The following is a 23,510-nucleotide window of genomic DNA, read 5'->3' on the forward strand; positions in this document are numbered from 1 at the left end:
CCCCCGGGCTGGGCCTGCTGCGGCCAGCCCGGGGACACGTGTCTCAGATCTTCGACAGCACCCGGTCGGTGACGAAGCAGAGCATGCCGAATTCGTGCGCCCTGCGATAGGCGAACTCGGTGAGCTCCTCGTCCTCGGCGTAATCGAGGGCGTACACGTCGATGTCCATGCCGAGCAGCCGCTCGGCGTATTCCGCGTGCACTTCGAGCACGTCGTCCGGCCACGGCCCGTACGACTCGGTGTCCACCCACCGGGCGGAGAACGACTCGAAGAGGATGCCGTCCACCAGGTCGGCGAGCTGCGGCAGCAGCCCGAACCCCCGGTTGGCCAGCAGGTAGTCGGGCTTGGCCTCCTCCCTGATGGCCGCGATGAGGTAGAGCAGGTGCGGCAGGTCCTCGGGGTAGTTGAACTCGATGTTCAACGTGTCGAGGAACAGGCCGCTGAACCCGCCCGCCATCGCGCTCGTGGCCTGGCCCACCACATGCGCCACCCACCCGGGGTGGCCTGTGTACACGAACGCGCCGCCCCAGTCCGGGTTGCGCTCCTCACGCTGCCACGGCGCCGGCGGGCCGACGTCCTCGGTCAGCGACAGGTAGCCCAGCGTCTGCACGCCGCGCTCGCGCAGGAGGTCGAGCTCCTGCCTGCTGTAGAAGTCCGGCTGGAGCACGACCTTGTCGAACCTCGACAGCCGCTCCAGCTCCCCCGCCCCGTAGTAGAACGCGATGGGCTCCCTGGTCATGGCTTCCACGATTCCTGGTACCAGGCGAACGTCCTGCGCACGCCCTCCTCCAGAGCGACGCGCGGCTCGTACCCGGTCAGCTCGCGCAGCAGCGTGAGGTCGGGGCAGCGGCGTGCGACCGAGCCCACGGGCGCGGGCACGTCGTCGACGGCGGGGCTCACCTCGGCGATCCGCAGGACGAGCTTGGCCAGGTCGCCGATGTTGGTCTCGGAGTCGTTGCCGATGTGCACGATCCTCCCCATGGCGCGCGGCTCGGCCATCAGCCGGACCATCGCCTCGACGGCGTCGTCCACGTAGCAGAAGGCCCTGCTCTGGTCCGCGCCGTAGAGGCGGAACGGGTCCTCGCCGCGCATCGCGCGCAGCGACAGCTCGGGGATGACGTGGTCGGCGCCCATGCGGGGGCCGTAGACGTTGTGGAAGCGGCCGATGACGGCCTCGAAGCCCTTGGCCCGCGCCGTGTGCAGCACGGCCGCCTCGCCGAGCATCTTGCTGATGGCGTAGGTGTAGCGCGGCGAGGCCACGTCCTCGATCACCAGCGGCACGTCCTCGGCCGTGGGCACGGGCACCAGGCCGGTGGTCACGCCGCCCGCGTACGCCTCGCTGGTGGAGGCGAAGAACAGCTTGTCGCCCGGGCGCAGCCAGTCGAGCAGGTGCATCATCGCCAGCGTGTTGACCCTGATCACCCGGGCCGGGTCCTTCTCGACGTTGCGCACGCCGACGACCGCGGCCAGCATGTAGATCTGGTCCCAGCCCGGCTCGATCGCGGCGTAGGAGGCCGGATCGGTCAGGTCGGCCGAGCGCACCTCGACGTCCAGCGCGGTCAGCTCGTCGTCGCGGCGGCCACGGGAGAAGTCGTCGATGACGGTGACGGCGTGGCCGTCCGCGCGGAGCCTGCGGGCCAGGTGCAGCCCGATGAAACCGGCCCCGCCCAACAGCAGGACTTTCATACCGTCGTCTCCTCCTTGGCCACGTAGCCGATTCCGGCGTAACGCACGCCGTTCCTGATGACCGCGGCCTCGTCGAGGATGCGCCACGAGTCGAAGATGACGCGCAGGTCCGAGGAGCCGAGCATGGTCTCGGCCTCAAGGGCGCGGTAGTCGGGGTGGTCGTTGATCACGATCATCGCGTCGGCGTCGGCGAAGGCCTTGTCGAGGCTGACGGGCTCGCCGCCGTACTCGCGGATGACCTCGTCGGAGACCAGCGGGTCATGGCCGCTGACCACGAGGCCCGCGGCCCTGAACAGCGGCATCATGTCGGCGATGGGCGTGCCGCGCATGTCGTCGGTCGCGGGCCAGCCCTTGTAGGCCCAGCCGAGCACCGACAGCCTGACGCCCTCGGTCCGGCCGACCGTCTCGCGCACCAGCTCCACGACACGCTCGGCGACGTGCGCGGGCAGCCGCTCGTTGAGCTTGCGCGCCTGGCCCACCAGGTACGGGCTCCGCGACGTGCTCGCGATCATCAGGTACGGGTCCTTGGACAGGCAGCCGCCGCCCACGTAGCCGGGCTTGGCCAGGTCGGGGCGCGGATAGTCGAGGTTCGTGGCCCTGATGACCTCCAGCGGGTCGAGCCCGTGCTGCTCGGCGATGAGCGCCAGCTCGTTGCCGAAGGCGTAGATCAGGTCGGTGTGGCAGTTGTTGGACAGCTTGACCATCTCGGCCGTCTCGATGCTGGAGACGGGCACGATCTGGTCGGCCAGGCCGCTGAACACCTCGATGCCGGCCCGCAGGCTCTCCTCGTCGAGCCCGCCGATCACCTGGGGCAGCTCGACCAGCTCGCGCAGCGCCTGACCCTGGATGGTGCGCTCCGGCGCCATGACGAGCTTGGCCTTGCCCCAGCGCGCGGTCAGCGCGGGCAGCACGACGGCCCGGCTGGTGCCGATCGGCACCGTGCTGCGCACGACGACCAGGGTGTCGGGCCCGCAGCGCTCGGCGACGTCCTGGGCGGCGTCCGCGAGGTTGCGCAGGTCGGGCGTGCCGGTGGACAGGTCCACGGGCGTCGAGACCGACAGGATCGCCGCGTCGAGCCGCAGGTTCTCGGGCAGCCGGTCGGAGATGAAGACGGTGCTGCCGAGGTGCTCGGCGAAGGCCTCCTCGACGCCGGGCTCGTACACGTGGATGCGGCCGTTGGACAGCGCCTCGACCACCCGGGGGCTGGCGTCCACGCCGTACACGGTGTAGCCCTTGCGGGCCAGGGCGGCGGTCAGCGTCAGGCCCACGTAGCCCATGCCGATCACGCCGACTGTCTTCGGCATCTCAAGATCCTCTCTTAGAACAGGGGTCACTGATCCGGTCGAGCTCGACCGTGGTGGCGTTTCCCGCGATGCCGTGGCGGCCGTAGCGGGCGCACGCCGCAGTGACGTTCACCGGTCGTCTGGCGTAGTCGGTGGCGAGCACGGCCTTGCCCTGCTTGCGCAGGGCGAGGGCGTGCCGCAGGTTCTCCGCGCACCAGTCCTCGGTGCAGGGGTCGTCCGTGGCCTTGAAGAACAGCTCCTCCATGCCGATGCCGTCGATGGCCTGGACGTAGCCGGAGTGGAGCCTCAGCTCCGGGGAGTTCTGGGGGACGACGAGAAAGCCGGGGCGCTGGGCCTTGGCGTATTTGCTGATGCGGACGATCAGGTCCGTCATCTTCCTGCCGAGGCTCCTGCGGGTCTCGCCGGGCGTGCGCTTGAGGTCGATCTCCTCGTACGCCAGCGGGGTGTCCAGGTAGACGCCGTCGAACCCGGCGCGCAGGGCCTGGTCGACGCGCTGTTTGACGACCGTGTCCCACCAGCGCCGGTCCCAGTAGCGCACGAAGCGCTCGTCGGGCCAGTCGGGCCAGACGTTGAGCACCAGGTCCCTGGGCAGGGTGCGGTACTCGGTGCGGAAGGTCTCGATCGAGCCGATCTCGAAGTAGGCCAGGACCTTCTTGCCGCCGGCACGCACCTTGGCGATCTCCGCGGCGGTGAAGTAGCCCTTGATCGTGGCGTCGCGCGAGAGGTCGATGATCGCCAGCTGGTGCGGCGCCCGCGCTATCGCGTCGAGGCGTCCCTTGGGGTAGTCCTGCAGGACGTAGGTGAAACTCCGCACCTCGGTCAGGGGGACCTGCGGTGCGGAGCACGCCAGCGAGCCCAGCACCAGGCCGATGGAGAGCAGGATCCTCACAGCATCGCCTTCACCGAGTCGGCGAGCGGGATGCGCGGGCGCCAGCCGAGCACGTTCCAGGCCCGCTCGATGTCGGCCTGGCTCCAGTCCACGGCCCGCGAGCGGGCGGCTTCGGGCTCGCGCTCGCGCACCTCCCCCATGAAGCCCGACTCGGCGGTCAGCAGCGCGACCGCCTCCCGTACGGCGACGGCACGGCCGCTGCCCACGTTGATCACGCGCTCGGCCGGTTCCGGCGCGAACCCGGCGCGGACCACGGCGTCGGCCACGTCCCGCACGTCCACGAAGTCCCGCATGGCGCCGAGCGGGCCCATGTCGAGGTGGCCGGTGGCGGTCCTCAGCAGGTCGCGGGCGCGGCCCAGCACGTTCTCCCCCGACAGGCCGGGGCCGACCGGGTTGAAGATCCGCAGGGACATCGCGTCGACCTCGCTCGCCCGCTCGACCAGGAGCGTCCCTGCCAGGTGGCTGATGCCGTAGGCGCTGGTGGGCCGGGCGGGGTCGTCCTCGCGCTGGGCGTGACCGTACGGCGCGGGGCCGTATTCGGCGGCCGAGCCCAGGCGGACGAACCTGGCGCCGGGGACGGCGGCGGCGATGGCCTCCAGCAGGACGGCGGCGACCCCGGCGTTGCCGCGCAGGAGCTCGTCGTAGCCGCCCGACATCCTGCCCGTGCAGTTCAGCACGATCGACGGCCGCAGCTCGCGCAGCAGGTCGGCCGCGGCCCGCGGCGTCGCGGTCAGCAGGTCGAGGTCGGCCCGGCCGGGACACAGCAGCCGCGAGACCCGCGGGTCGTCCTCCAGCAGGCGCCTGACCTGGCGTCCGAGGAAGCCCGTGGCGCCGAACAACAGGACCGTACGGCTCATCGCACCTTGTCCCGCGACGGCAGCAGCAGCGGTCTGATCTCCTCGAAACGGGCGTTCGCCTCGTCGTAGTCGTCGGGGCGGCCGATGTCGAGCCAGTAGCCCTCGAACTCGTACACGCCGGGCGGGGTGTCCTGGGCGAGCAGGTCGAGCACCAGCTCGTCGAAGCCGAACGACATGCCCTCCGGGTACTTCGCGATCGTCTCGCGCGACAGCGCGTAGACGCCCATGCTCACCAGATAGCTGAGCAGCGGCTTCTCCCTGAAACCGACGATGCGGCCGCCCTGCGCCTCCAGCACCCCGAAATCGATCTTCACCACGCGCGGCGAGGTGGCCACGGTCAGCGGCGCGCCGGTCTCCATGTGGCTGGTCAGCAGCTCCGCGTAGTTGAGCGTGGTGAGGACGTCCCCGTTCATCACCAGGAAGTGCTCGGGCAGCCGGTCCCTGATCGGGAACAGCGGCCCGATCGTGGACAGCGGCGTGACCTCCTCGGTGTAGTCCACCGTCATGCCCCAGCGCGAGCCGTCGCCGACGAAGGCGCGGATCAGCGGGCTCAGGTGCCCGACCGCGAGCGTGGCCGTGGTGAAACCCTGGCCGGCCAGCTGCTGCATGATGATGTCGAGGATCGCGTACTCCTCCCCGATCGGCACCAGGGGCTTGGGCAACGCGGAGGTGTACGGGCGCAGACGGACCCCTTTGCCGCCCGCGAGAATGACGACGTGCATGGAAAGCCTCCCGGTCGAAGGATCAGCTGTACTGTCTGACATCCCTGAGGCCCTGGCTCATGAGGACGAGAAGGATCAGCAGGAATAGCAACGCGGCGGCGGCGAAGAGAAGGACGTCGGCCAGCGCCGGCGCCCCTGCGGGCAGGAGAAGACGGCCGAGGGGGTGTACGGCGAGCGCCGCGGCCTGTGCCACGCAGAGGGGCACGACTCTGCCCTGGTTGCCCAGCAGGAACGCCAGGAAGTACGCGCCGCCGACGATCACGTGGGCGGCGGCCATGGCGATGCTGGCGTGGGTCAGTTCGTTCTTGCCCAGCAGGAAGGCCAGCGGCAGCACGGACAGCACCGCCAGCCACGCCAGGCAGATCAGCACACCCTTGGCGAGCAGCCATCGGCCGCGCCGGGTGAAGTCGGAGGGGTAGCGGACCTGGCGGATCGCCGCCCTGGTCTCGTCCTCGAACGCGTGCGCCCGGTACTCCAGGATGCCCATGCCGATGACGAGCCCGGCGCCGGCCACGGCGATGTCGGTGCGGTCGAGCACGTACCGGGCCTCGGCCTGCAGCAGGAACACCGCCGACAGCGTGGAGTAGAGCACCCACGGGAGCAGCGCGCGCACGTTCGCGCGGGCCAGCAGGCGCAGCGGCGGCTCGGCGGCGTCCCCCGCGGGATTCCTCGTGAGGGTCAGCCGGAGCGCGCCCGCCACGCAGGCGAGGATGCACGCGAAGCCCACGCCGAGGGTCAGCAGGCCGATGTCGCTGTCGCCGATGACGATGTAGGCGACCCCGGCGACGACGGCCGGCATCATGATCAGCCCGAGCCAGCCCTCGCGCCGGTAGAACAGCAGGATCCCCGAGGCGATCTGGAAGGTCACCTGCATGATGCACAGGGCGATCAGCTCGACGGGACCGTCCCGCAGCCCCGTGATCACGCCGGCCAGCATCGCCACGCCCAGGACGGCCACCAGCATCCCGGTACGCAGCACGCGGCCCGCCGAGCGCACGTGGCCGTGCCCGATCAGCGAGTACGCCAGATGCGTCGCCGCGCCGCCGATCACCCAGCCGAGGCCGGTGGTGAAGACCAGTCCCGGCATCAGCCACTGCGTGCCGACGAGCCCCGACGCGGCGGGCAGCAGGGCCGCGGGCAGGGCGTACAGCAGGCCGTGCAGGATCTGGGCGACCGGCCTGGCCCGCTTGAGGAACCCGGTCGACCCCGGCGGCGGGGCGCCCTTGGACCTGATGTGCGAGTAGGCGGTCTCGGCGAGGGAGAACACGGAGGTGTGGTCGTACAGCTCGCGGGCGACCTTGTCGTTGAGCCCCTGGGACTCCAGCATGGCCGCGACCTGGAGGGGCTCCACGGCGCGGAAGACCCCGGTGCCCATGGGGTCGATGAGGGCGTCGATGTCCCGTGACGACGGCGGCTGGGTCATGCCCGGGCCCCCAGGAGTTCTCTGTAGACCGAACGGTAGTCGTCCAGCGACTGCCGGAGCGTGAAGCGCTCCAGCACGCGGGCGTGCGACAGAGCGCCCAGGTGGCGGCGCAGCGGGGCGTCGAGCAGCAGGCGCACCATGGCCTCGGCGGCGGCGCGGTAGTCGCGCGGCGGCACCACGAACCCGGCCTCGCCCACCGCCTCGGCCACGCCGCCGACGTTGGTGACCACGCAGGGCCTGCCGCACGCCATGGCCTCGACCACGGTGTAGGGGAAACCCTCGGAGATGCTGGTCAGGGCCACGACCTGGCCGGCGTGGTAGGCCTCCACCGGAGAGCCGACCCGGCCCTCGAACGTGGCCGCGCCCTGCAGCCCCAGCTCCTCGATCAGCTCGACGCAGCTCTCGTGGTAGCTCTCGTTGCCCGCCGGCACGCCGCCGAAGATCCGCAGCCGGGCGTCGGGGATCCTGTGACGGACGATCTGGAACGCGCGGATCAGCGTGTGCAGGTCCTTCAGCGGGTCCACCCGGCCCATGAACACCAGCGTGGGCACGTCGGGTTCGCCGGTGGCGACGGGGAACTCCTTCGGGTCCACGCCGTTGTACATGATCCGGATCCGGCTCGGGTCGGCGCCGTTGCGGACCTGCCAGCGCCGGTTGTACGACGAGTGCGGCGCGATGCGGTCGGCCGCGACGTACGCCGCCCCGGCCAGCCGGCGGAAGAAGCTGAGCAGCAGCACCCGCACGGAGTGCGGGACCGGCTCGTTGACGTACTGCAGGTAGCGTTCCCGCAGGTAGACGCCGTGCTCGGAGAGCACGGCGGGCGTGCCGTAGCGCCACTTGGCGCTCATCGCCACGAGCATGCTGAGCCCGTTCATGGAGACGTGCACCAGATCGGCCTGCGGCGGCGGCTCGGCCAGCGGCCGCAGCATGTGGCCCAGCAGGTCGCTGGCGATGACCGCGTCGGACAGGTTGAGCGCGTCGCTCCTGCTCCAGTACCAGGCGTCCATGAGCTGCGAGAGCGACTCGTTGGCCGTGATCGCGCTCATGAGGTCGCCGCCCCAGTCGGCGAAGCGGTACAGCGACTCCAGCACCGACAGGAATTCCTTGCTGCCGTCACCCATGGTGGCCGGCGTGAGCACCATCTCCAGGAAGCGCCCGTACACGTCGCCGAAGCCGCGCCCCGGCGCCCGCGAGGGGCGCCGGCGGCGTCGTCCGGCCCACAGGGGCACGGAGACGACCTTCTCCAGGTTCGGGGGGCGCTCCCAGACCGAGCGTTCCCTGCCGTCCACCGTCAGGGTGACGACGTCCCATCGGTAGTCGGGCATGCCCCTGATGAGCTGGTCCATCCAGACGCTCACCCCACCCATGGCGAACGGGTACGTGCCCTCCGACACGAAGGTCACCTTCATGCGCGCACACTCGCGGTGACGGTGACGGGCACGCCCGCGGTGAGCGTGAGGTGGGCGATGGAGTCGGTGCCGTACGTCGTCGCGCCCGGGGCCGCGGCGTTGGTCGCGAAGACGGTGGCGGCGGCGTTCGAGGTGAACGTGACCGTGCCCGCGACCCGGTCGTAGACGGCGTCCACCCCGGCGAGCCCGGCGAAGTGCTTGGTCCGGTCCTCGACGTAGTGGGCGATGCCACCCCAGTCGGGGGTGATGACGGGAACGTTGTAGTAGGCGTTGTACTTGGCCATGACCGCGTTCAGCCAGTCGAAGACCAGGCTCTTGCCCGACCCGTAGTCACGCAGGTTGCCCTGGTGGAAGGTGTGCGCGTAGATCGAACCCGACATGACGTGCTGCAGCGCCACGTCGCTCTCGTGCTCCAGGACCTGGTTGTAGGTCTGGTTGACCGGCCAGTAGGGGAACTTGCCGTCCGGCCCGTAGTAGGAGTTGTAGAACAGTGTCTGCTCGGCCGGCGTGGTGGTGTGGTAGGCGATGTTGGTGGGCCAGTCGGGCACCACCATCAGCGACGGTTCGAGCGGGTGGTGGATGCCGCAGTTGAAGCAGGACGGCTGGTGGCTGCCGAACGACATGTTGCCGTGCAGGTACTTCACGCCGAGATCCTTGGCGGCCTGCAGCAGGTGGGGGTTGGAGGCGGCCAGGCCGTAGTCCGTGGGCGGGTCGATGTCGTTGTTGACGTCGGGGTTGTAGACGCCGAGGCCGGAGTACTCGCCGGTCTTCAGCACGGTCGCGTCCACGCTCAGGCCCAGCGCGGCGGCCCTGGTGAGGTTGTCCTGGATCTCGGAGTAGCTGGTCGCGTAGTCCGTGAAGTTCATCTTCGGGTGCGAGAACGTGTGGTTGATCCAGGTGAAGGAGGAGGCGCGGCAGCGCGAGTAGCTGGTGAGCCCGTCGGCGCCGAACGGCGGGGTGGAGCACGTCGAGGGGGAGTTCAGCGTCGTGCCCTCGCCGTTGTAGGCCAGGTTCAGCTTGAAGCCCGAGGCGAGCGGGTTGCCGGCGGTGAAGGCGTTCTGCTGGTTGTACGTGCTCACCGCGTCGGCTCTGGTGGTCCGGTAGCCCGGGTCGCTCTCCACGTGGCCGTCGGGGTACAGATGGTCGGTGGAGTTGAACCAGTCGTCCACGTCGGCGTTGAGGTAGTGGCGCTGCTCGCCCAGGAACAGGCCCCTGGTGGCCCACCTGAACAGCCCGTACGTCAGCAGGTCGGCCTGCGGCAGGTACTGGTTGGAGGTGAACGTCAGCGCCATGCGCTCGCGGCCGTCGGTGGAGGTGCTGCGGACGCCGAGCACGTCGGAGCCGCTGGTGATGATCGCCTCGGCCGAGCAGCCCGGGGCGATCGTGCTGCGGTAGGCGTAGGAGAGGGAGATCGGCACGTTCACGCCGGTCTTGAGGTAGTCGAACACGCCCGCGCCCGCCGGGGTCAGCTCGGTGCTGATGGGGGTGTCGCCGATGCCGCCCTCACTGCCCGCGCGCAGGCAGTAGTCCTCCGGCCAGGTGCCGTAGGCGGTGTAGAGGGAGACCTGCCGTACGCTGTAGTCCCGCTCGTAGGCCCATAGAACGTTCCATTCGGTGCTGTCCAGACCGCTGACGTAGTTGGCGCCGTCGAAGTGGAGCAGCGAGCCGTTGGTCAGCAGGACCGCGTTGTACTTTCCCGCGCCGTCGGCCCGCAGCAGGTCGGACGCGGTGAGGGCCTGGGTCTTGCTGAACAGCACGTCGTACTGGGCGCCGACCCGGTCGAGCACGGACTTCCAGGTGGCCACGCCCCAGTCGTCCTGGTCCACGCCGATGACGAGCGCGCGCAGGCCCACCCGGTCGCTGGCCGCGGCGGCCAGCGCGGCGGTGGTCTTCGCCGTCGTGGTGGTGCGCTTGACCGCCACGCCGCCCTTCGTCTTCACCTTCGGCAGCGGGCCCAGCTTGGTCACCTTCGGGCGCTCGACCTTGGCGCGGAGGGGGGCGGCGTGAGCATGCCCATGGTCGCTCCCCGATACGGCGGCCGCGGCTCCGCCGGCGAAGAGACCGGTCACCAGGACAGACGCTCCCGTGATGGCGATCACAGTACGTGACGGCCTACGAATAGTCTGTCGCACACGCGGAAAAATATTCATATATCCCCCCATTCGGCACACAAGCCCCGAATGCATCCCAAGCCTGGCATAGACACCATCAGCCAGGGAAAGTGTGCGGACCTCGCGTTTCACTTCGGTTTCAGCTCAGTTTCCCGACCTAGGCCCCACAGCCGGGCAGGTTGGACTTATGCTTGATCAGCTGAAAAGTCGGGCACATGCAGCCGGGGGGGAGACCCATGCAGTTCGGCATTTTGGGCGCGCTGGAAGTCGTGGACGGGGAGGAGCATTTATCCCTCCGCTCGATCCAGCAACGCACTCTGCTCGCCCTGTTGCTCTGCCATCACGGCAAGGTCGCTCACAGCGACGTCCTGATCGACGCCCTCTGGGGCGCCGAGGCGGGTGACGCCGGTGGCGCGCGCCTGCGCCTGCAGCTGCACCGCCTCAGGCGCACACTGCGCGACTGCGCCCCCATCGTGCACCGTGCCGCGGGCTACCAGCTGCGCGTGCCGTCCGAGGCCGTGGACGCCCGGCGCTTCGAGGACCTGGTACGACAGGGGCGTCAGGCGATCGCGGCCTGGAACGATGCAAGGGGCAGCGACCTGCTGCGGGCAGCCCTCGACATGTGGCGAGGACCCGCGCTGTCCGGGCTGAACGACATCTCGCTGCTCCGCCAGCACGCCACCCGGCTGGAGGAGCAGCGGCTGGCCGCGCTCGCCGACCGCATCGAGGCCGATCTGCGGCTGCGCAGGCACGGTGATCTGATCGCGGAGCTGTCGGAGCTCGTCCGTGAGCATCCGCTGCGGGAGAAGTTCCGCGCCCAGCTCATGATCGCCCTGTATCACAGCGGGCGGCAGGCCGACGCCCTGGACGTCTATCGCGCCGGGCGGGACATTCTCAGCGAGGACCTCGGCCTGGAGCCGTCCCCCGAGCTGCGGCGGCTCCAGACGGCGATCCTGGCCAGGGACGCCTCCCTGTCCCTGGGCCCCCCGCCGCCCGCCGCGCCGGCCGAGAGCGCCAGGCGACGCGTGCACCGCCGCACCGCCCTCCGTCACGCGCCGACCTGCCCCCACTGCGCCAGACGCGTCCGCTGACAGGACCCCTTGACGCGACGCCGCGGCGTCGCGTCGCTTGCGTCGGGGCCGGAGGCTTCAGGTGCGGGGCCGGAAGGACTGCCGGTAGCGGTGCGGGCTGGTGTGCAGCTCGCGGGCGAAGTGCGCGCGCAGGGCGCCGGCCGAGCCGTGGCCGCTGCGGTCGGCGACGGCGGGGATCGGCAGGTCGGTGGTCTCCAGCAGGTGCCGTGCCAGCAGCAGCCGCTCGCGGGCGAGCCAGGCCGCGGGCGTGGTGCCGGTCTGCTCCTGGAAGCGGCGCGTGAGCGTACGGACGCTGAGGTTGGCGTGGCGCGCGATGCCGGCGAGGGTGAGCGGTTCGGCCGCGTGCTCGCGCATCCAGGCGAGGGTCGCGGCCAGGGTGCCGCTCGCGGCGGGGGCCGGTGGCTGCGGGATGAACTGGGCCTGGTCGCCGTCGCGGCTGGGCGCCATGACGGTGGCGCGGGCGGCGCTCGCCGCCACCGCCGCGCCGAAGTCGCGGTGGATCAGGTGCAGGCACAGGTCGAGCCCGGCGGCCACGCCCGCCGAGGTGAACAGCCGCCCGTCCCCCACGTAGAGGGGCTTGGGGTCCACGCGCACGTCGGGGTGGCGGCGGGCCAGCTCGCCCGCCGCCTTCCAGTGCGTGGTGGCCTGCCGCCCGGACAGCAGGCCCGCCTCGGCGAGCACGAACGCGCCGGTGCAGATGGACACGATCCGCGCCTTGCGGGCCGCGGCCTCGCGCAGCAGGTCGAGCACGGCGTCGGGGGCCCGGCGGGTGACGGTGACGCCGGGCACCACGACGGTGTCGGCGTCCTCGGCGCCGTCCAGGCCGTTGGGCGCCTCGATGCGGTAGTAGCCGACGCCGCCGGCGGTGGCGTTCACCGACGGGGTCACCCCGCAGACGCGCACCTGGTAGGGGTAGGCGCCGTCGGGCAGGCGGGCGGTGCCGAAGACCTGGCAGGGCATCGACAGGTCGAAGCCGACCACCCCGTCGAGGGCGAGTACGGCGACGAGGTGCGGGTCAGCGGACATCGCTCAGCAACGTCCCCGAGCGGTTGCGGCAGCTCCAGTGGCAGGGCCGGTCCGGGCAGACGCAGCGGGGCCGCAGCACGAGCCCCGAGCCGCCCTGTCTGGTGGCGTCCACCTCGAACACCTCCCCGATCGTCGCGGGTGTCAGCACGTCGGCGGCCGGGCCGTGCGCCACGAGCCGTCCCTGCCGCAGCACGGCGACGGTGTCGGCGTACGTGGCGGCCAGGTCGAGGCTGTGCAGGGCGGCGAGCACGGTGACGTCCAGCTCCCGGACGAGTTCGAGGAGGTCGAGCTGGTGGCGGACGTCCAGGTGGTTGGTCGGCTCGTCCAGGACGAGCAGCCGGGGCCGGTTGGCCAGGGCGCGGGCGAGCAGGACCCGCTGGCGCTCGCCCCCGGAGAGCTGCCCGACGCGGCGCCCGGCGAAGGCGGCCAGGCCGGTACGGTCCAGGGCCTCCGCGACCGCGGCGTGGTCCTCGCGGCGAAATCGGTCGAAGAAGCCCAGGTGCGGCGTGCGGCCCAGGGCGACGGTCTCGGCGACGGTGAACTCGAAGCCGGTGTGCTGCTCCTGCATGAGCACGCCCACGCTGCGTGCGGCGTGCGCGGGCGGCATCGACCACAGGTCACGGCCGCCGAGCCGGACGGTGCCCGACCCCGGTCGCACGGCACGGTAGACGGTGCGGAGCAGGGTGGACTTGCCGCTGCCGTTCGGCCCGACGAGCGCCGCGAATCCGCCCGCGGGGACGGTCAGCGACACGTCGTGGACCACGGTCCTGCGACCGAGGGTGACCGATACGGCGTCGAGGTCGAGTCTCATGAGGTCTCCTGGGCGGCCAGGCCGCGCGCCCGCATGACGAGCAGGAAGCACGGCACTCCGAGGAACGCGGTCAGCACGCCGATGGGCAGCTCGGCGGGAGAGATCAGGATCCGCGCCGCCACGTCGGCCCACAGCAGGAAGAGCGCGCCGAGCACCACCGCGACGGGCAGCATGCGGCGGTGGTCGGCGCCGACCAGCATCCGGGCCAGGTGCGGCACGATCAGGCCGACGAACCCGATCCCGCCGGACACGGCGACGACCGTGCCGGTCAGCAGCGTGACGAGCAGGAGCAGGTACCAGCGCTGCCGGCTGGCGTCGAGTCCCAGCGCCGCGCCGGCCTCCTCGCCCAGCACCAGGGCGTTGAGCCGGCGGGCCCGCGCCAGCAGCAGCCCCGTGGCCACGCCGACGACGATCGCGGGCACGGGCAGGGTGGCCCAGTTCGTGCCGGACAGGCCGCCGAGCAGCCAGAAGATGATCTGCTGCTGGGCGGCGGAGCTGTCGGTACGCGCGAGCACGAACGAGGTGATCCCGGCGAACAGGTGCCCGAAGGCGACGCCGACCAGGATGAGCCGCACCGGCAGCAGCCGGCGCTGTCTGGTGGACATCGCCAGCACGATCCCGATCGCGACGGCGGCGCCGGTGAACGCCGCCGCCGGCAGGGTGAGCGCGCCGAGCACGGCGGTGCCGGTGGTCAGCACCAGCACGGCGCCGACGGAGGCGCCGTGGGACAGGCCCAGCAGGTACGGGTCGGCGACCGGGTTGCGGACCACGCCCTGCACGACGGCCCCGGCCAGCGCGAGCCCGGCGCCGGCCACCGCGCTGAGCAGCACGCGCGGGAAGCGGATCCGCCAGACGATGAGGTCGGCGGTGGCCGTGCTGTCGCCGCCGCCGGTCAGGTGGTGGACGAGGATGCCGGCGACCTCTCCCGCGGGCACGCCGACCGCCCCGAACCCGGTGGCGGCCACCACCGAGACGGCCAGCGCCGCCGTGAGCAGGGCGACCAGCGCCGGGTACGGCACAGCGGCGACCCGCGCGCTCAGCCTGCCGGCGATCGCGGTCATCGGCCGCCCGCACGCAGGTCGGCGGCGAGCTGTTCCAGCGCGTCGAGGTTGAGCGGGCTGGGGAAGGAGACCAGGTACTGCGAGGTCGACAAGACCCTCCCCCGCTTGACGGCCGTGGTCCCGGACAGCAGGGGGTTCCGCCTGACCTCGTCCACCAGCTCCCGGCCCTTGACCTTGGCGAAGTTGTAGTCGGTGAGCACCCAGATCACCTCCGGGTCCCGCTTGACCACCTGCTCCGGTGAGACGTCGGCGTGCATCGCGTGGACGTCGGGGAAGAGATTCTCGCCGCCCGCCAGCGTGAGCAGGGCGTGGGCGATCGTGCCGGTGCCGGAGGTCTTGATCGGCTGCCCGGCGACCGGGTCGTCCTGCACGATCATGACGCGCGGCCTGGCGCCGCCGGTCCTGACGGCGTCCTGGCGGGCGCGCAGCTCGGCGATGAGCCGGTCGGCGCGGTCCTGGACGCCGAAGACGGTGCCGAGCTTGCGGATGTAGTCGTAGGTGGGCGCGAGGTCGGCCAGGGCGGGGCCGGACGGGCTGTCGCCGCCGGGCAGGCAGGCGGCCAGTCCCTTGGCGTTCATGGTGGCGAGGTCGGCGTCCTTGGGGCTGCCGGGTGGCCCGCCGAAGGCGGAGAAGGCGGTCAGGACGAGGTCGGGCCGCTGCGCGGCGACGGCCTCGGTGACCGGCACCCGCTCGGCCAGGACCGGGATCTTCGCCAGTTCCTCCCGGTAAGGGGAGGTGTCCACGGTGAACGGGGCCGGGTAGCCGGTGCCGGCGATCTTGCCGGTCAGGCCGAGCCGGGCCATCGTCTGGGCGGCGTACCCGTCGAGGGTCACCACCTTCGCGGGCGGCGCGCTGAAGCTGACGTCCTTGCCCGCGCAGTCCTTGACCACGACGGACCGGCCGGCGGCCGCCGGCCGGACGTCGCCGCCGCAGCCGGTCGCCGCCAGGGGCAGCATCGCGACCAGGCAGAGCGTCAGCCGCCGCCTCATCGTCCCGCGCCCGAGGTGACCGGGTCGCCGGAACGCCACAGCGGTTCGCGGCGCTCGTACTCCAGGATCTGCTGCACCAGCGCGGCGGCCTGCGCGCCGCGGTGCCGCTCGACGAGCCAGATCGCCAGGTCCAGGCCCGAGGTGATGCCACCGGCGGTCACCACGTCGCCGTCGTCCACCACCCGGGCTTTCACGTGCCGGCCGCCGGCCGCCACCAGGTCCTCGACGGCCCGATGGTGCGTGGTGCAGGCCCGGCCGGTCAGCAGCCCGCCCGCGCCCAGCAGCATCGCGCCCGTGCACACGGACGCGAGCACCAGGCCGGGCCGGGCCGCCGCGGCGAGCGCGGCGGGCAGCCGGCCCGAGTCCAGCTCCGCCCGGACGCCCGAGGTCTCGCTCGTGGCGTAGCCGCCGCCGGGCACGATGAGCACGTCGGCCTCCTGCGGCGCCCAGCCGGCCGCGGGCAGGAGCAGACCGCCCGCCGTGGTCACCGTCCGCGGCCCGTCCAGGGACACCAGCCGTACCGTGACGCCCTGCCCGGCGCGGCCGGCCAGGCCCAGCACCTCGTACGGGCCCACCACGTCGAGGTCGTCCGCGCCGTCGAAGACGACGATGTCGGCTCGGATGTCGGCTCGGATGTCGGCTCGCATGCTGCCTCCAGGTTCTCGGTGTCGCATCGCGGGTCCCCATGGTGACGAGACGCCCCCTCGCCTGGAAGTGGCCGGCAGGCCAACGTCCGCCGGCTTCCGGCCACGGCCATGGGCACAAAGGGGCTCGTCCGACCAGTCGTCGCGAAGCCCGCCCCGGTTCCCGGGAAATTCAGCCGTGACGGGTCAGACCTTCTCGCGCACCGCCTCGTCCTCGTCGTCGAGGTGCGCGGTGAGGAAGTCGCCGGTCGCCGGAGGCGGCGCGTAGCGGCGCAGCCGCAGGCTGTTGGTGACGACGAACACCGAGGACAACGCCATGGCGCCGCCGGCGATGAGGGGGTTGAGCAGGCCGGTGGCGGCCAGTGGGAGGGCGGCCACGTTGTAGCCGAAGGCCCAGACGAGGTTGCCGCGGATGGTACGCAGGGTGGCGCGGGCCAGGGTGAGCGCCGTGGGGACCACGTCGAGGTCGTCGCGGATCAGGATGAGGTCGGCGGCGGCCAGCGCGACGTCGGTGCCGTCCACCACGGCCAGCCCGAGGTCGGCGCGGGCGAGCGCCGGGGCGTCGTTGATGCCGTCGCCGACCATGGCCACGCGGTGGCCCTCGCCCTGGAGCCGCGCGATGGTGGCCTCCTTGTCGGCGGGCAGCACTTCGGCGACGACCTCGGTGATGCCGGCCTGGGCGGCGACGGCACGGGCGGTGGTGGCGTTGTCGCCGGTGAGCAGCAGGGTGCGGAGTCCCATGGCGTGCAGGCGGGCGATCGCGGCGGCGGCGGAGGGTTTGACGGCGTCGGCGAGGGCGAGCGCCCCGATGGCCGTCCCGTCGGCGGCGACGAGGACGACGGTGCGGCCCTGGCTCTCCCAGCGGGTCCGCGCGTCGTCGAGGACAGGGGGGATGGCGACGTCGTGCCGGGTCAGCAGCCGGGCCGAGCCGATGAGGATGCGCCGGCCCTCGACGGTGCCCTTCGCGCCCAGTCCGGCCAGGGCGGTGAAATCGTCCACCTCGGGCAGGTCGCCGAGCTCGGCGCGGGCGTGGGCGGCGATGGCGGTGGCGACGGCGTGCTCGGAGGCGTCCTCGACGGCTCCGGCGTAGCGCAGGGTGTCCTCGCCGACGAGGTCCACGACGCTCATGCGGCCCTGGGTGAGGGTGCCGGTCTTGTCCAGCACGACGGTGTCGATGACCCGCGCGGACTCCATGGCCTGATGGCTCTTGATGAACACGCCGAGCTTGGCGCCGGTGCCGGAGGCGACCTGCAGGGCGGTGGGGATGGCCAGTCCGAGCGCGCACGGGCAGGCGATGATGAGCACAGCCAGCGCGGCCGTGACCGCCTGGTGGGTCTGGCCGCCGGCGAGCAGCCAGACGGCCAGGGTCAGCGCCGACAGGACGAAGACGGCCGGGACGAACCAGCCGCAGATCCGGTCCGCGAGCCGCTGCACGGCGGCCTTGTCGGCCTGGGCGTGCTCGACGAGCCGGATCAGCGCGGCGAGCTGGGTGCCCGCGCCCACCTGGGTGGCGCGGACGAACAGACGTCCGCTGAGGTTGACGGTCGCGCCGGTCACCGCGTCGCCCTCGCCGACCTCGACGGGCACCGGCTCGCCGGTCATGGCGCTGGTGTCGATGGTGCTCTGCCCCGACTCGATCCGGCCGTCGGCGGCGATGCTCTCCCCCGGCCGGACCACGAACACATCGCCGGTGCGCAGGTCCGCCACGTCGATGCGGTACTCGTTGCCGTCGGCGCGCAGCACGCTGACGTCCTTGGCGCCCAGCTCGGCCAGGCGGCGCAGCACCGCGCCGGAGGAGCGCCGCGCCCGCGCCTCCAGGTACCGCCCGGCCAGCGCGAACATCGTCACCCCCGCGGCGACGTCCAGGTAGAACGCGCTGTCCGGCGCGGACAGCGCCGCCCACAGGCCCGGCCCGGCGGGTCCGGCGTCGATCGGGAACAGGATGACGTACACCGACCAGAGGGTCGAGGTGATGACGCCGGTCGAGATCAGGGTGTCCATGGAGGTGGCGCCGTGCCGGGCCGCGCGGAAGGCGTTGCGGTGGAACGGCCAGGCGCACCAGGTGACCATCGGCAGCGTCAGGCCGATCAGCACCCACTGCCAGCCCGCGAAGTGCCACTCCGGGACGAACGCCATGCCCATCGACAGGTCCATCAGCACGAAGGCCAGCCCGACGGCGACGATCATGCGCCGGCCCAGCATCCGCACGCGCCGGTCGTCGGTGTCCTCCGGCGCGGCCGGCGCCCGCGGGCTGACCACCTCGGCGCTGTAGCCGGTGCGCTCGACCGTCCGGATCAGCTCTTCCACCGGGACGCCGCCGGCCTCGATCGTCGCCTTCTCGGTCGCGTAGTTGACGCTGGCGCTCACGCCGTCCATCCGGTTGAGCTTGCGCTCCACCCGGGCGGCGCACGAGGCGCAGGTCATGCCGCCGATGAGGAGCTGGACGGCCTCCGTTCCGAGACCGGCCTGCCCTGGTTGTGCGGTGCGTGTTGTCATTGAGGACTCCGAGTTCTGTGGGTTCACCGGAGCCGTCGGACGGATCGAGGCGGAAGTTCCCTCGACCTGCGTCACAGGATGGTCAGGCGGCCAGCCAGGACGCGGAAAGCTGGTGCCGGGCCCGGGACACCCTGGAGCGCACCGTTCCCACCGGGCAGCCGAGCAGTTCGGCGGCCTCGACGTACCGCAGGCCCACGACCTGGGTCAGCACGAAGGCGCGGCGCCGTTCCTGCGGCACCTCGGCCAGCAGTTCGGCCAACTCCACCGCGTCCTGCGAGCCGGGCAGGTCACGTGGCTGGCACCGCTCCACGGCGGCCTGCCAGTCCGCCAGGTCCGCCACCACGGGCCGGGCCCGCGCGGCCCGGAAGCGGTCGACGACCACCCGCCGGGCGATGGACAACAACCACGCTCTGGCCGACGATCTCCCGGCGAAGCGCGGCAGGCTCCCCAGGACCCGGACGAACGTCTCCTGGGTCAGGTCGTCGGCCGACTGCACGTCGGTCAGGTAGGCAAGGAAACGGCGTACGTCGGCGTACACCGCCTCGGTGAAGGCCGCGACGTCCGCGGGCGCGCCGTCGCGGGCGGCCAGCGCGAGCGCGGTCAGGCGCCGATCGTCGTCGGCGCGTTCATCAGCGACAACAGGATTCACATCGATCACTCTCTGGTCTGGTGTTTCCGGCATGGAGAACTCCCGTTTCGGGCGTACGACGACCGCCGGGCGGAGCGCATCCGTCCGGTGAAGGGGAGGAACGAGAGGTTCAGCCGGCCGGTGGGGCGCGCCCGCTCAGCGCGTGCTCCAGCACCGCGGAGCGAAGAGGCGCGGGCTCGACGGCGCGGACGACCACCGTCCAGTACGGCGTGCGGTGCGCCCCAGGCAGCAGCACGATGACACGCACCCCGAGGTGCCGCAGCAGCGCCCAGAGCACCGCCTCACCCCGCGCCAGCCAGAGCGCCGTCATCAGGGTCGCCAGACCGTGGGAGACCAGCATCCCCACACCCGGTACGAGCCCGGAGTGCGCATGCCCGCCGGGCACACCCGGCAGCCCCGGCGGCGCGAACGAGAACAGCAGGTGCAACGCCACCTGCACACCCGCGAGAAGGAGGAAGACGGCCGGCCCGCCTCGCTCCCGGCCGGTGGCCGGCATGGCGGCGACGAAGGAGACCGCCATGCCGGCCACCGCCATGAGGGCGGTCACCCTGCCGCCCCCGAGCAGGTGGGCGAACGCGGACAGCGCGCAGCACACCACGGCGAAGGCCGTGGTGCGCAGCAGGCGGAACATCACTCCAGCGGGCATGACTCCGGCTGTCGTCTCAGGGCGGCGAGCCGGCACCGGCACGGCGGCCGATGCCGCCCGTGTCGATGCTTGGGGAAAGGTCCGCCCCGGCGAACGGGCCGGGGCGGGCGTCAGTGCGCGTGCGCGGCCACGGGCGGCCCGCGCCGCAGGATCGCCCGTACGAGCTCAGGCCCGCGATACGTCCCCGCCCCGGCCACGAGCACGACCGCGACCGGCGTCACGAACGGCTCGACCACGCCGGCGAGCAACCGCCGCAGCTTCGGCAGCGGAGCCGTCCCCCAGAGCCGGACCATCAGCCAGAACGCGCTCTCCCCGCGATACAGCCACCATCCGCTCATCACCGCGATCACGAGGTGCGCCACGGCCATGCCGGCGCCGGGCGTCCCGGTGTGCGCATGCCCGGCGGCGGTCACGGTGACGCCGGCGCTCCTGGTGAACAGCTCGTGCAGCAGGATCTGAGCGGCGGCCGTCGCCGTGACGACGGTCTCGGGCCCGCGCGGCCGTCCGTTGAGCACGAAGGCGAGGGCGAAGGCCCCCAGCACGCCGGCGAGCAACGTGGGCACCGCGGCCGGAACGCCTCCGGCCAGGACGTGACCGCCCGCGGACACGACGACGCACACCGCGGCGAAGACAGCGGCGCGCGCCACACGCGAGACCCGTCGGAGGGCGGACACGGCACTCATCCTTCCAGCCCGGCGACCCGGTCGGGAAGGCCGCCCCTAACGGCCCTGAAGGCGCCGCTGCTTCCTGCGTTCCCAGGTGTTGGGGTGCCGGATGACCACGCCGCCCGCGCCGCCGGTGCCGGAGAGGCGGATCAGCGGGGTCCTGGGGAGGCGCTGCGGGGTGGTCTTGTCCTTGAAACCGCCGAGGCCGCCCTCCATGCGGGACGTCTCCGCGGCCCAGCCGTCGGGGATGATGATCGTGACGCCGGCCATCTGGCCCTGCGCCTCGATGTGGACCTCGGGCAGCCGGCATTCGGTCTCGGTGAAGTCGAGCTTGACGGCGCCCATGCCGCCGTACACGGTGATGCGCGGCGGCACGTCCCAGCGTCCCGAGCGGGTCAGGCCGTGCATGCCGCCCTTGAGGACCAGCGGCTCCTGGTTCACCGGGACGTCCGGCGGCAGGTCGGCGGTGAGAGGCGCCAGGTCGGCGTACGTCTTGGCGTTCAACGCCTGCTCCAGGCGGGCGTCCAGCTCGCTGAGGTCGAGCCGGCCCTCGGCCGCCGCCGTGTTCAGCCGCTCCACCACCGCTTCACGCTCGTCGTGCGAGACGCGCCACCCATCACGGCCGACTGGTTCCGGAAGCCCATCGTTCATGCCCCAATGATAGGGAGATATGGGGAAAGCAGGCCGTCCGGGCTGGCTGTCGCCGGCCAGGGCGCCCTGGAAAGCGGGCGCATGAATTCATTCCGCTAATTCGTGAATTATTTCCGGCGTGCTAGATTCGGGATGCTGGAAATATAAAAAGAGCATGAATTCCTGCCGCTTGGAGAAACATGGAATCGCTGGTCGTCGAGCGGATCGAGGTATTCGTCGTGGAGCTGCCGTCCATCCGGTCGTTCAGCATCTCCGGCGGAAACGTCACCACGGAGGGAAAGCCCGCCGAACGGGTTCTCGTCAAGGTGACGGCCGGCGGGGTGACCGGCTGGGGAGAGGCGACGCCGACCCCCGCCTGGACCTACGAGACCGTGGAGTCGATCTCGACGACGATCGCCCGCTATCTCGCTCCCGCCCTCGTCGGACGCCCCGCGTGGGACCTGGACGGCGCCTGCGCGGTCTACGAGAAGGTGATCAACAGGGGGCTGACGATCGGGTCGCCCATCGCCAAGTCGGCGCTCGACATCGCGCTGCACGACCTGCTCGGCCGGGCCCTCGGCGTCTCCGTCGGCGTGCTGTGGGGCCAGCGCCGCCTCGACCGGATCACGCTCGGCTGGATCGTGGCCGGTCAGACGGCCGACGAGGTGCGGCAGGCGGTCAAGGAGGGGCGGGCGCACGGCTACGGCGCGTACAAGGTCAAGGTGGGCCTGCACGACGAGGCGACGGACCTGTCCGTCGTCGCGGCGGTCAGGGAGGCCGCCCCGGACGCGCCCCTGTGGGTGGACGCGAACCAGGCCTACACGGTGGACGGCGCGCTGCGCATGGCGCGGCGGCTCGCGGACCTGAACGTGTCGGCGTTCGAGCAGCCGCTGCCCGCCAACGACGTCACCGGGCTGCGCCGGCTGCGCGACCACAGCCCGCTGCCGGTGGCGCTGGACGAGAGCCTGCGCCATCCGTCCGACCTGGCCACGTTCGTGAAGCTCGACGCCGTGGACATCGCCATCGCCAAGGTGCAGCGGTCGGGCGGCCTCACGCTCTCCCGCAGGTTGTGCCAGCTCGCCGAGGACGCCGGGCTGCGGATCATGGGGTCGGGGCTGACGGACACCGACCTGGGGTTCGCCGCCTCGCTGCACCTGTTCGCCGCCTTCGGCGTGGACACCCCGGTCGATCTCAACGGCCGCCAGTTCGTGCGCTCGGCGTACGTCGGCGGCGAGACGGTGAAGGTCACGGGCGGGACGGCCCTGGTGCCCACCGGGCCCGGCCTCGGCGTCGAGGTGGACGAGGACGCCGTCCGCGCCCTGTCCACGGCCCACTGGGCCATCTGAGAACACGAGCCCGGGGCGGGGAATCCCCCACCCCGGGCTCGCCGGCTCAGCGGAGCCAGTCGTCCAGGTGCGCGGCGACGAAGTCGTCGTCCACCAGCCACGGGTAGGCCGCGCGCACCCGCGCGATCTCCCCGGCCTGCCCCGGCGACAGCCCCTCGTCCGGGTCGAGGCACCAGGTGCCGGCCATGAGCCCCTGGCCGCGCAGCACCTCGTGCACCCCGGCGATGCAGCCGTGGAAGCCGCCCGCCACGTCGAACACCGCGCCGTTGGCGTCGGTGAGGTCGGCGGCGCGGGCCAGCAGGGACCGCAGGACGTCGTCGTCCCCGGCCCAGGCCCGGCGCACCTCCTCGAACATGAGCACCGCCGCCCGCGTCCACACCGCCCACTGGCCGAGCAGCCCGCCGACGACGCGGCGGCCCGCGACGGGGGTGAGCAGGTCGGCCAGGATGTTGTCGTCGTTGCCGGTGTAGAGCGCGATGTCGTCGCCCCGCCCCGAGGCCGCCACCGCGTTGACCACGTCGACGGTGCGGTACCGGTCGAAGGGCGCCATCTTGATCGCCACCACCGACTCCTGCTCGCTCAGCGACCTCCAGAACGACGGGCTGAGCCGCTGCCCGCCCACCGCCTCCTGGAGGTAGAAGCCGACCACCGGCAGCACCTCGCCCACCGCCCTGGCACGTGCCAGCAGCTCCGGCTCGCCCGCGCCCGGCACCTTCGGCGACAGCAGCACCGCGTGGTAGCCCAGCGAGGCCGCGAGCTCGGCCTCCGCCACGGCCTGCGCGGTGTCGCCGCACGCCCCCGCGACCAGGACGAAGGGCCGCTCGGCCTCCTTGGCCACGACCTCGGCGGCGAGTTCGAGCACCGGCCGCAGCAGACCCGCCTCGCGGATCGCGAACTGCGTCGTGTGCACCGCCACGGCCGCGCCGCCCGCTCCCGAGGCGAGGTAGTAGCGGGTGAGCGCGCGCTGGCGGCGCTCGTCGAACGTGCGGGCGGCGGTCAGCGCCAGGGGGTGGGCGGGGATGACCGCGCCCTCCCGCAGCAGGTCGATCGACATG

General features: G+C 72.1%; 22 protein-coding genes. 2 read left to right on the forward strand and 20 right to left on the reverse strand.

Annotated elements, in window-relative coordinates:
* Positions 1-43 precede the first annotated feature (43 nt).
* Genes ABD292_RS47045 through ABD292_RS47085 form a run of 9 tightly spaced genes read right to left on the reverse strand, consistent with a single transcriptional unit; the run spans position 44 to position 10,359 of the window.
* On the reverse strand, positions 44-739 hold the full coding sequence (locus ABD292_RS47045; protein ID WP_344219676.1) for a hypothetical protein: 696 nt from the start codon (positions 737-739) through the stop codon (positions 44-46).
* Positions 736-1,686: an NAD-dependent epimerase/dehydratase family protein gene (locus ABD292_RS47050; protein WP_344219678.1), complete on the reverse strand. Its 951-nt coding sequence runs from the start codon at positions 1,684-1,686 to the stop codon at positions 736-738. Before ABD292_RS47050 ends, ABD292_RS47045 begins: the two co-directional genes overlap by 4 nt.
* A complete protein-coding gene (locus tag ABD292_RS47055) occupies positions 1,683-2,990 on the reverse strand; it encodes a nucleotide sugar dehydrogenase (protein ID WP_344219680.1) in 1,308 nt (435 codons plus the stop codon). The genes ABD292_RS47050 and ABD292_RS47055 overlap by 4 nt, the downstream gene beginning before the upstream one ends.
* Before the next feature lies 1 nt (position 2,991).
* The gene (locus ABD292_RS47060; protein WP_344219682.1) at positions 2,992-3,879 is read right to left on the reverse strand and encodes a glycoside hydrolase family 191 protein; all 888 of its coding nucleotides are present in this window, start codon (positions 3,877-3,879) and stop codon (positions 2,992-2,994) included.
* Positions 3,876-4,736 (reverse strand): NAD-dependent epimerase/dehydratase family protein, encoded by an 861-nt coding sequence (locus ABD292_RS47065; RefSeq protein WP_344219684.1) that lies wholly within the window; start codon positions 4,734-4,736, stop codon positions 3,876-3,878. The genes ABD292_RS47060 and ABD292_RS47065 overlap by 4 nt, the downstream gene beginning before the upstream one ends.
* Entirely contained in the window at positions 4,733-5,458 is a 726-nt protein-coding gene (locus ABD292_RS47070; RefSeq protein WP_344219686.1) for a sugar phosphate nucleotidyltransferase, read from the reverse strand. Before ABD292_RS47070 ends, ABD292_RS47065 begins: the two co-directional genes overlap by 4 nt.
* A gap of 22 nt (positions 5,459-5,480) precedes the next feature.
* Positions 5,481-6,881, reverse strand: a complete 1,401-nt coding sequence (locus ABD292_RS47075) for a hypothetical protein (protein ID WP_344219688.1) — start codon at positions 6,879-6,881, stop codon at positions 5,481-5,483.
* The gene (gene pelF / locus ABD292_RS47080) at positions 6,878-8,290 is read right to left on the reverse strand and encodes a GT4 family glycosyltransferase PelF (protein WP_344219690.1); all 1,413 of its coding nucleotides are present in this window, start codon (positions 8,288-8,290) and stop codon (positions 6,878-6,880) included. The genes ABD292_RS47075 and pelF overlap by 4 nt, the downstream gene beginning before the upstream one ends.
* Positions 8,287-10,359, reverse strand: coding sequence for an Agd3-related carbohydrate deacetylase (locus ABD292_RS47085; RefSeq protein ID WP_344219692.1), 2,073 nt, complete (start codon positions 10,357-10,359; stop codon positions 8,287-8,289). Before ABD292_RS47085 ends, pelF begins: the two co-directional genes overlap by 4 nt.
* Before the next feature lie 278 nt (positions 10,360-10,637).
* Between ABD292_RS47085 and ABD292_RS47090 the strand changes: the two genes are divergently transcribed.
* Positions 10,638-11,492 carry an AfsR/SARP family transcriptional regulator gene (locus ABD292_RS47090; RefSeq protein ID WP_344219694.1) on the forward strand — a complete coding sequence of 285 codons (855 nt, stop codon included), beginning with the start codon at positions 10,638-10,640 and terminating at the stop codon, positions 11,490-11,492.
* Positions 11,493-11,549: 57 nt separating this feature from the next.
* Here the strand turns inward: ABD292_RS47090 and ABD292_RS47095 are convergent, their stop codons facing one another.
* The 10 genes from ABD292_RS47095 to ABD292_RS47140 all read right to left on the reverse strand — a co-directional run bounded on the left by ABD292_RS47095 (position 11,550) and on the right by ABD292_RS47140 (position 21,130).
* Positions 11,550-12,518 (reverse strand): GlxA family transcriptional regulator, encoded by a 969-nt coding sequence (locus ABD292_RS47095; protein WP_344219696.1) that lies wholly within the window; start codon positions 12,516-12,518, stop codon positions 11,550-11,552.
* Entirely contained in the window at positions 12,508-13,329 is an 822-nt protein-coding gene (locus tag ABD292_RS47100) for an ABC transporter ATP-binding protein (protein WP_344219698.1), read from the reverse strand. The genes ABD292_RS47095 and ABD292_RS47100 overlap by 11 nt, the downstream gene beginning before the upstream one ends.
* Positions 13,326-14,390 carry a FecCD family ABC transporter permease gene (locus ABD292_RS47105; protein WP_344219700.1) on the reverse strand — a complete coding sequence of 355 codons (1,065 nt, stop codon included), beginning with the start codon at positions 14,388-14,390 and terminating at the stop codon, positions 13,326-13,328. Before ABD292_RS47105 ends, ABD292_RS47100 begins: the two co-directional genes overlap by 4 nt.
* Positions 14,387-15,379, reverse strand: coding sequence for an ABC transporter substrate-binding protein (locus ABD292_RS47110; RefSeq protein WP_344219702.1), 993 nt, complete (start codon positions 15,377-15,379; stop codon positions 14,387-14,389). The genes ABD292_RS47105 and ABD292_RS47110 overlap by 4 nt, the downstream gene beginning before the upstream one ends.
* Positions 15,376-16,026 carry a DJ-1/PfpI family protein gene (locus ABD292_RS47115; protein WP_344219704.1) on the reverse strand — a complete coding sequence of 217 codons (651 nt, stop codon included), beginning with the start codon at positions 16,024-16,026 and terminating at the stop codon, positions 15,376-15,378. Before ABD292_RS47115 ends, ABD292_RS47110 begins: the two co-directional genes overlap by 4 nt.
* 183 nt (positions 16,027-16,209) lie before the next feature.
* Entirely contained in the window at positions 16,210-18,519 is a 2,310-nt protein-coding gene (locus ABD292_RS47120) for a heavy metal translocating P-type ATPase (protein ID WP_344219706.1), read from the reverse strand.
* Positions 18,520-18,601: 82 nt separating this feature from the next.
* Entirely contained in the window at positions 18,602-19,168 is a 567-nt protein-coding gene (locus tag ABD292_RS47125) for a sigma-70 family RNA polymerase sigma factor (protein WP_344219708.1), read from the reverse strand.
* Positions 19,169-19,277: 109 nt separating this feature from the next.
* Entirely contained in the window at positions 19,278-19,814 is a 537-nt protein-coding gene (locus ABD292_RS47130) for an MFS transporter (protein ID WP_344219710.1), read from the reverse strand.
* A 110-nt stretch (positions 19,815-19,924) separates the two neighbouring features.
* Positions 19,925-20,488, reverse strand: coding sequence for a hypothetical protein (locus ABD292_RS47135; RefSeq protein ID WP_344219712.1), 564 nt, complete (start codon positions 20,486-20,488; stop codon positions 19,925-19,927).
* A 45-nt stretch (positions 20,489-20,533) separates the two neighbouring features.
* Positions 20,534-21,130, reverse strand: a complete 597-nt coding sequence (locus ABD292_RS47140) for a DUF1707 SHOCT-like domain-containing protein (protein ID WP_344219714.1) — start codon at positions 21,128-21,130, stop codon at positions 20,534-20,536.
* 179 nt (positions 21,131-21,309) lie between these two features.
* Between ABD292_RS47140 and ABD292_RS47145 the strand changes: the two genes are divergently transcribed.
* Positions 21,310-22,455 carry a mandelate racemase/muconate lactonizing enzyme family protein gene (locus tag ABD292_RS47145; RefSeq protein WP_344219716.1) on the forward strand — a complete coding sequence of 382 codons (1,146 nt, stop codon included), beginning with the start codon at positions 21,310-21,312 and terminating at the stop codon, positions 22,453-22,455.
* A gap of 46 nt (positions 22,456-22,501) precedes the next feature.
* Here ABD292_RS47145 and ABD292_RS47150 read toward each other — a convergent pair whose 3' ends face one another.
* Positions 22,502-23,509 carry a dihydrodipicolinate synthase family protein gene (locus ABD292_RS47150; RefSeq protein WP_344219718.1) on the reverse strand — a complete coding sequence of 336 codons (1,008 nt, stop codon included), beginning with the start codon at positions 23,507-23,509 and terminating at the stop codon, positions 22,502-22,504.
* Position 23,510: the final 1 nt, after the last annotated feature.

Origin of the sequence: Nonomuraea bangladeshensis (genome assembly GCF_039529455.1) — a bacterium.
GTDB lineage: Bacteria > Actinomycetota > Actinomycetes > Streptosporangiales > Streptosporangiaceae > Nonomuraea > Nonomuraea bangladeshensis.

Coding starts and splice junctions, on each gene's coding strand:
- ABD292_RS47045 (WP_344219676.1), bottom strand. CDS start 739: ATGACCAGGGAGCCCATCGCGTTCTACTACGGGGCGGGGGAGCTGGAG.
- ABD292_RS47050 (WP_344219678.1), bottom strand. CDS start 1,686: ATGAAAGTCCTGCTGTTGGGCGGGGCCGGTTTCATCGGGCTGCACCTG.
- ABD292_RS47055 (WP_344219680.1), bottom strand. CDS start 2,990: ATGCCGAAGACAGTCGGCGTGATCGGCATGGGCTACGTGGGCCTGACG.
- ABD292_RS47065 (WP_344219684.1), bottom strand. CDS start 4,736: ATGAGCCGTACGGTCCTGTTGTTCGGCGCCACGGGCTTCCTCGGACGC.
- ABD292_RS47070 (WP_344219686.1), bottom strand. CDS start 5,458: ATGCACGTCGTCATTCTCGCGGGCGGCAAAGGGGTCCGTCTGCGCCCG.
- ABD292_RS47075 (WP_344219688.1), bottom strand. CDS start 6,881: ATGACCCAGCCGCCGTCGTCACGGGACATCGACGCCCTCATCGACCCC.
- pelF (WP_344219690.1), bottom strand. CDS start 8,290: ATGAAGGTGACCTTCGTGTCGGAGGGCACGTACCCGTTCGCCATGGGT.
- ABD292_RS47090 (WP_344219694.1), top strand. CDS start 10,638: ATGCAGTTCGGCATTTTGGGCGCGCTGGAAGTCGTGGACGGGGAGGAG.
- ABD292_RS47095 (WP_344219696.1), bottom strand. CDS start 12,518: ATGTCCGCTGACCCGCACCTCGTCGCCGTACTCGCCCTCGACGGGGTG.
- ABD292_RS47100 (WP_344219698.1), bottom strand. CDS start 13,329: ATGAGACTCGACCTCGACGCCGTATCGGTCACCCTCGGTCGCAGGACC.
- ABD292_RS47105 (WP_344219700.1), bottom strand. CDS start 14,390: ATGACCGCGATCGCCGGCAGGCTGAGCGCGCGGGTCGCCGCTGTGCCG.
- ABD292_RS47110 (WP_344219702.1), bottom strand. CDS start 15,379: ATGAGGCGGCGGCTGACGCTCTGCCTGGTCGCGATGCTGCCCCTGGCG.
- ABD292_RS47115 (WP_344219704.1), bottom strand. CDS start 16,026: ATGCGAGCCGACATCCGAGCCGACATCCGAGCCGACATCGTCGTCTTC.
- ABD292_RS47120 (WP_344219706.1), bottom strand. CDS start 18,519: ATGACAACACGCACCGCACAACCAGGGCAGGCCGGTCTCGGAACGGAG.
- ABD292_RS47130 (WP_344219710.1), bottom strand. CDS start 19,814: ATGCCCGCTGGAGTGATGTTCCGCCTGCTGCGCACCACGGCCTTCGCC.
- ABD292_RS47140 (WP_344219714.1), bottom strand. CDS start 21,130: ATGAACGATGGGCTTCCGGAACCAGTCGGCCGTGATGGGTGGCGCGTC.
- ABD292_RS47145 (WP_344219716.1), top strand. CDS start 21,310: ATGGAATCGCTGGTCGTCGAGCGGATCGAGGTATTCGTCGTGGAGCTG.
- ABD292_RS47150 (WP_344219718.1), bottom strand. CDS start 23,509: ATGTCGATCGACCTGCTGCGGGAGGGCGCGGTCATCCCCGCCCACCCC.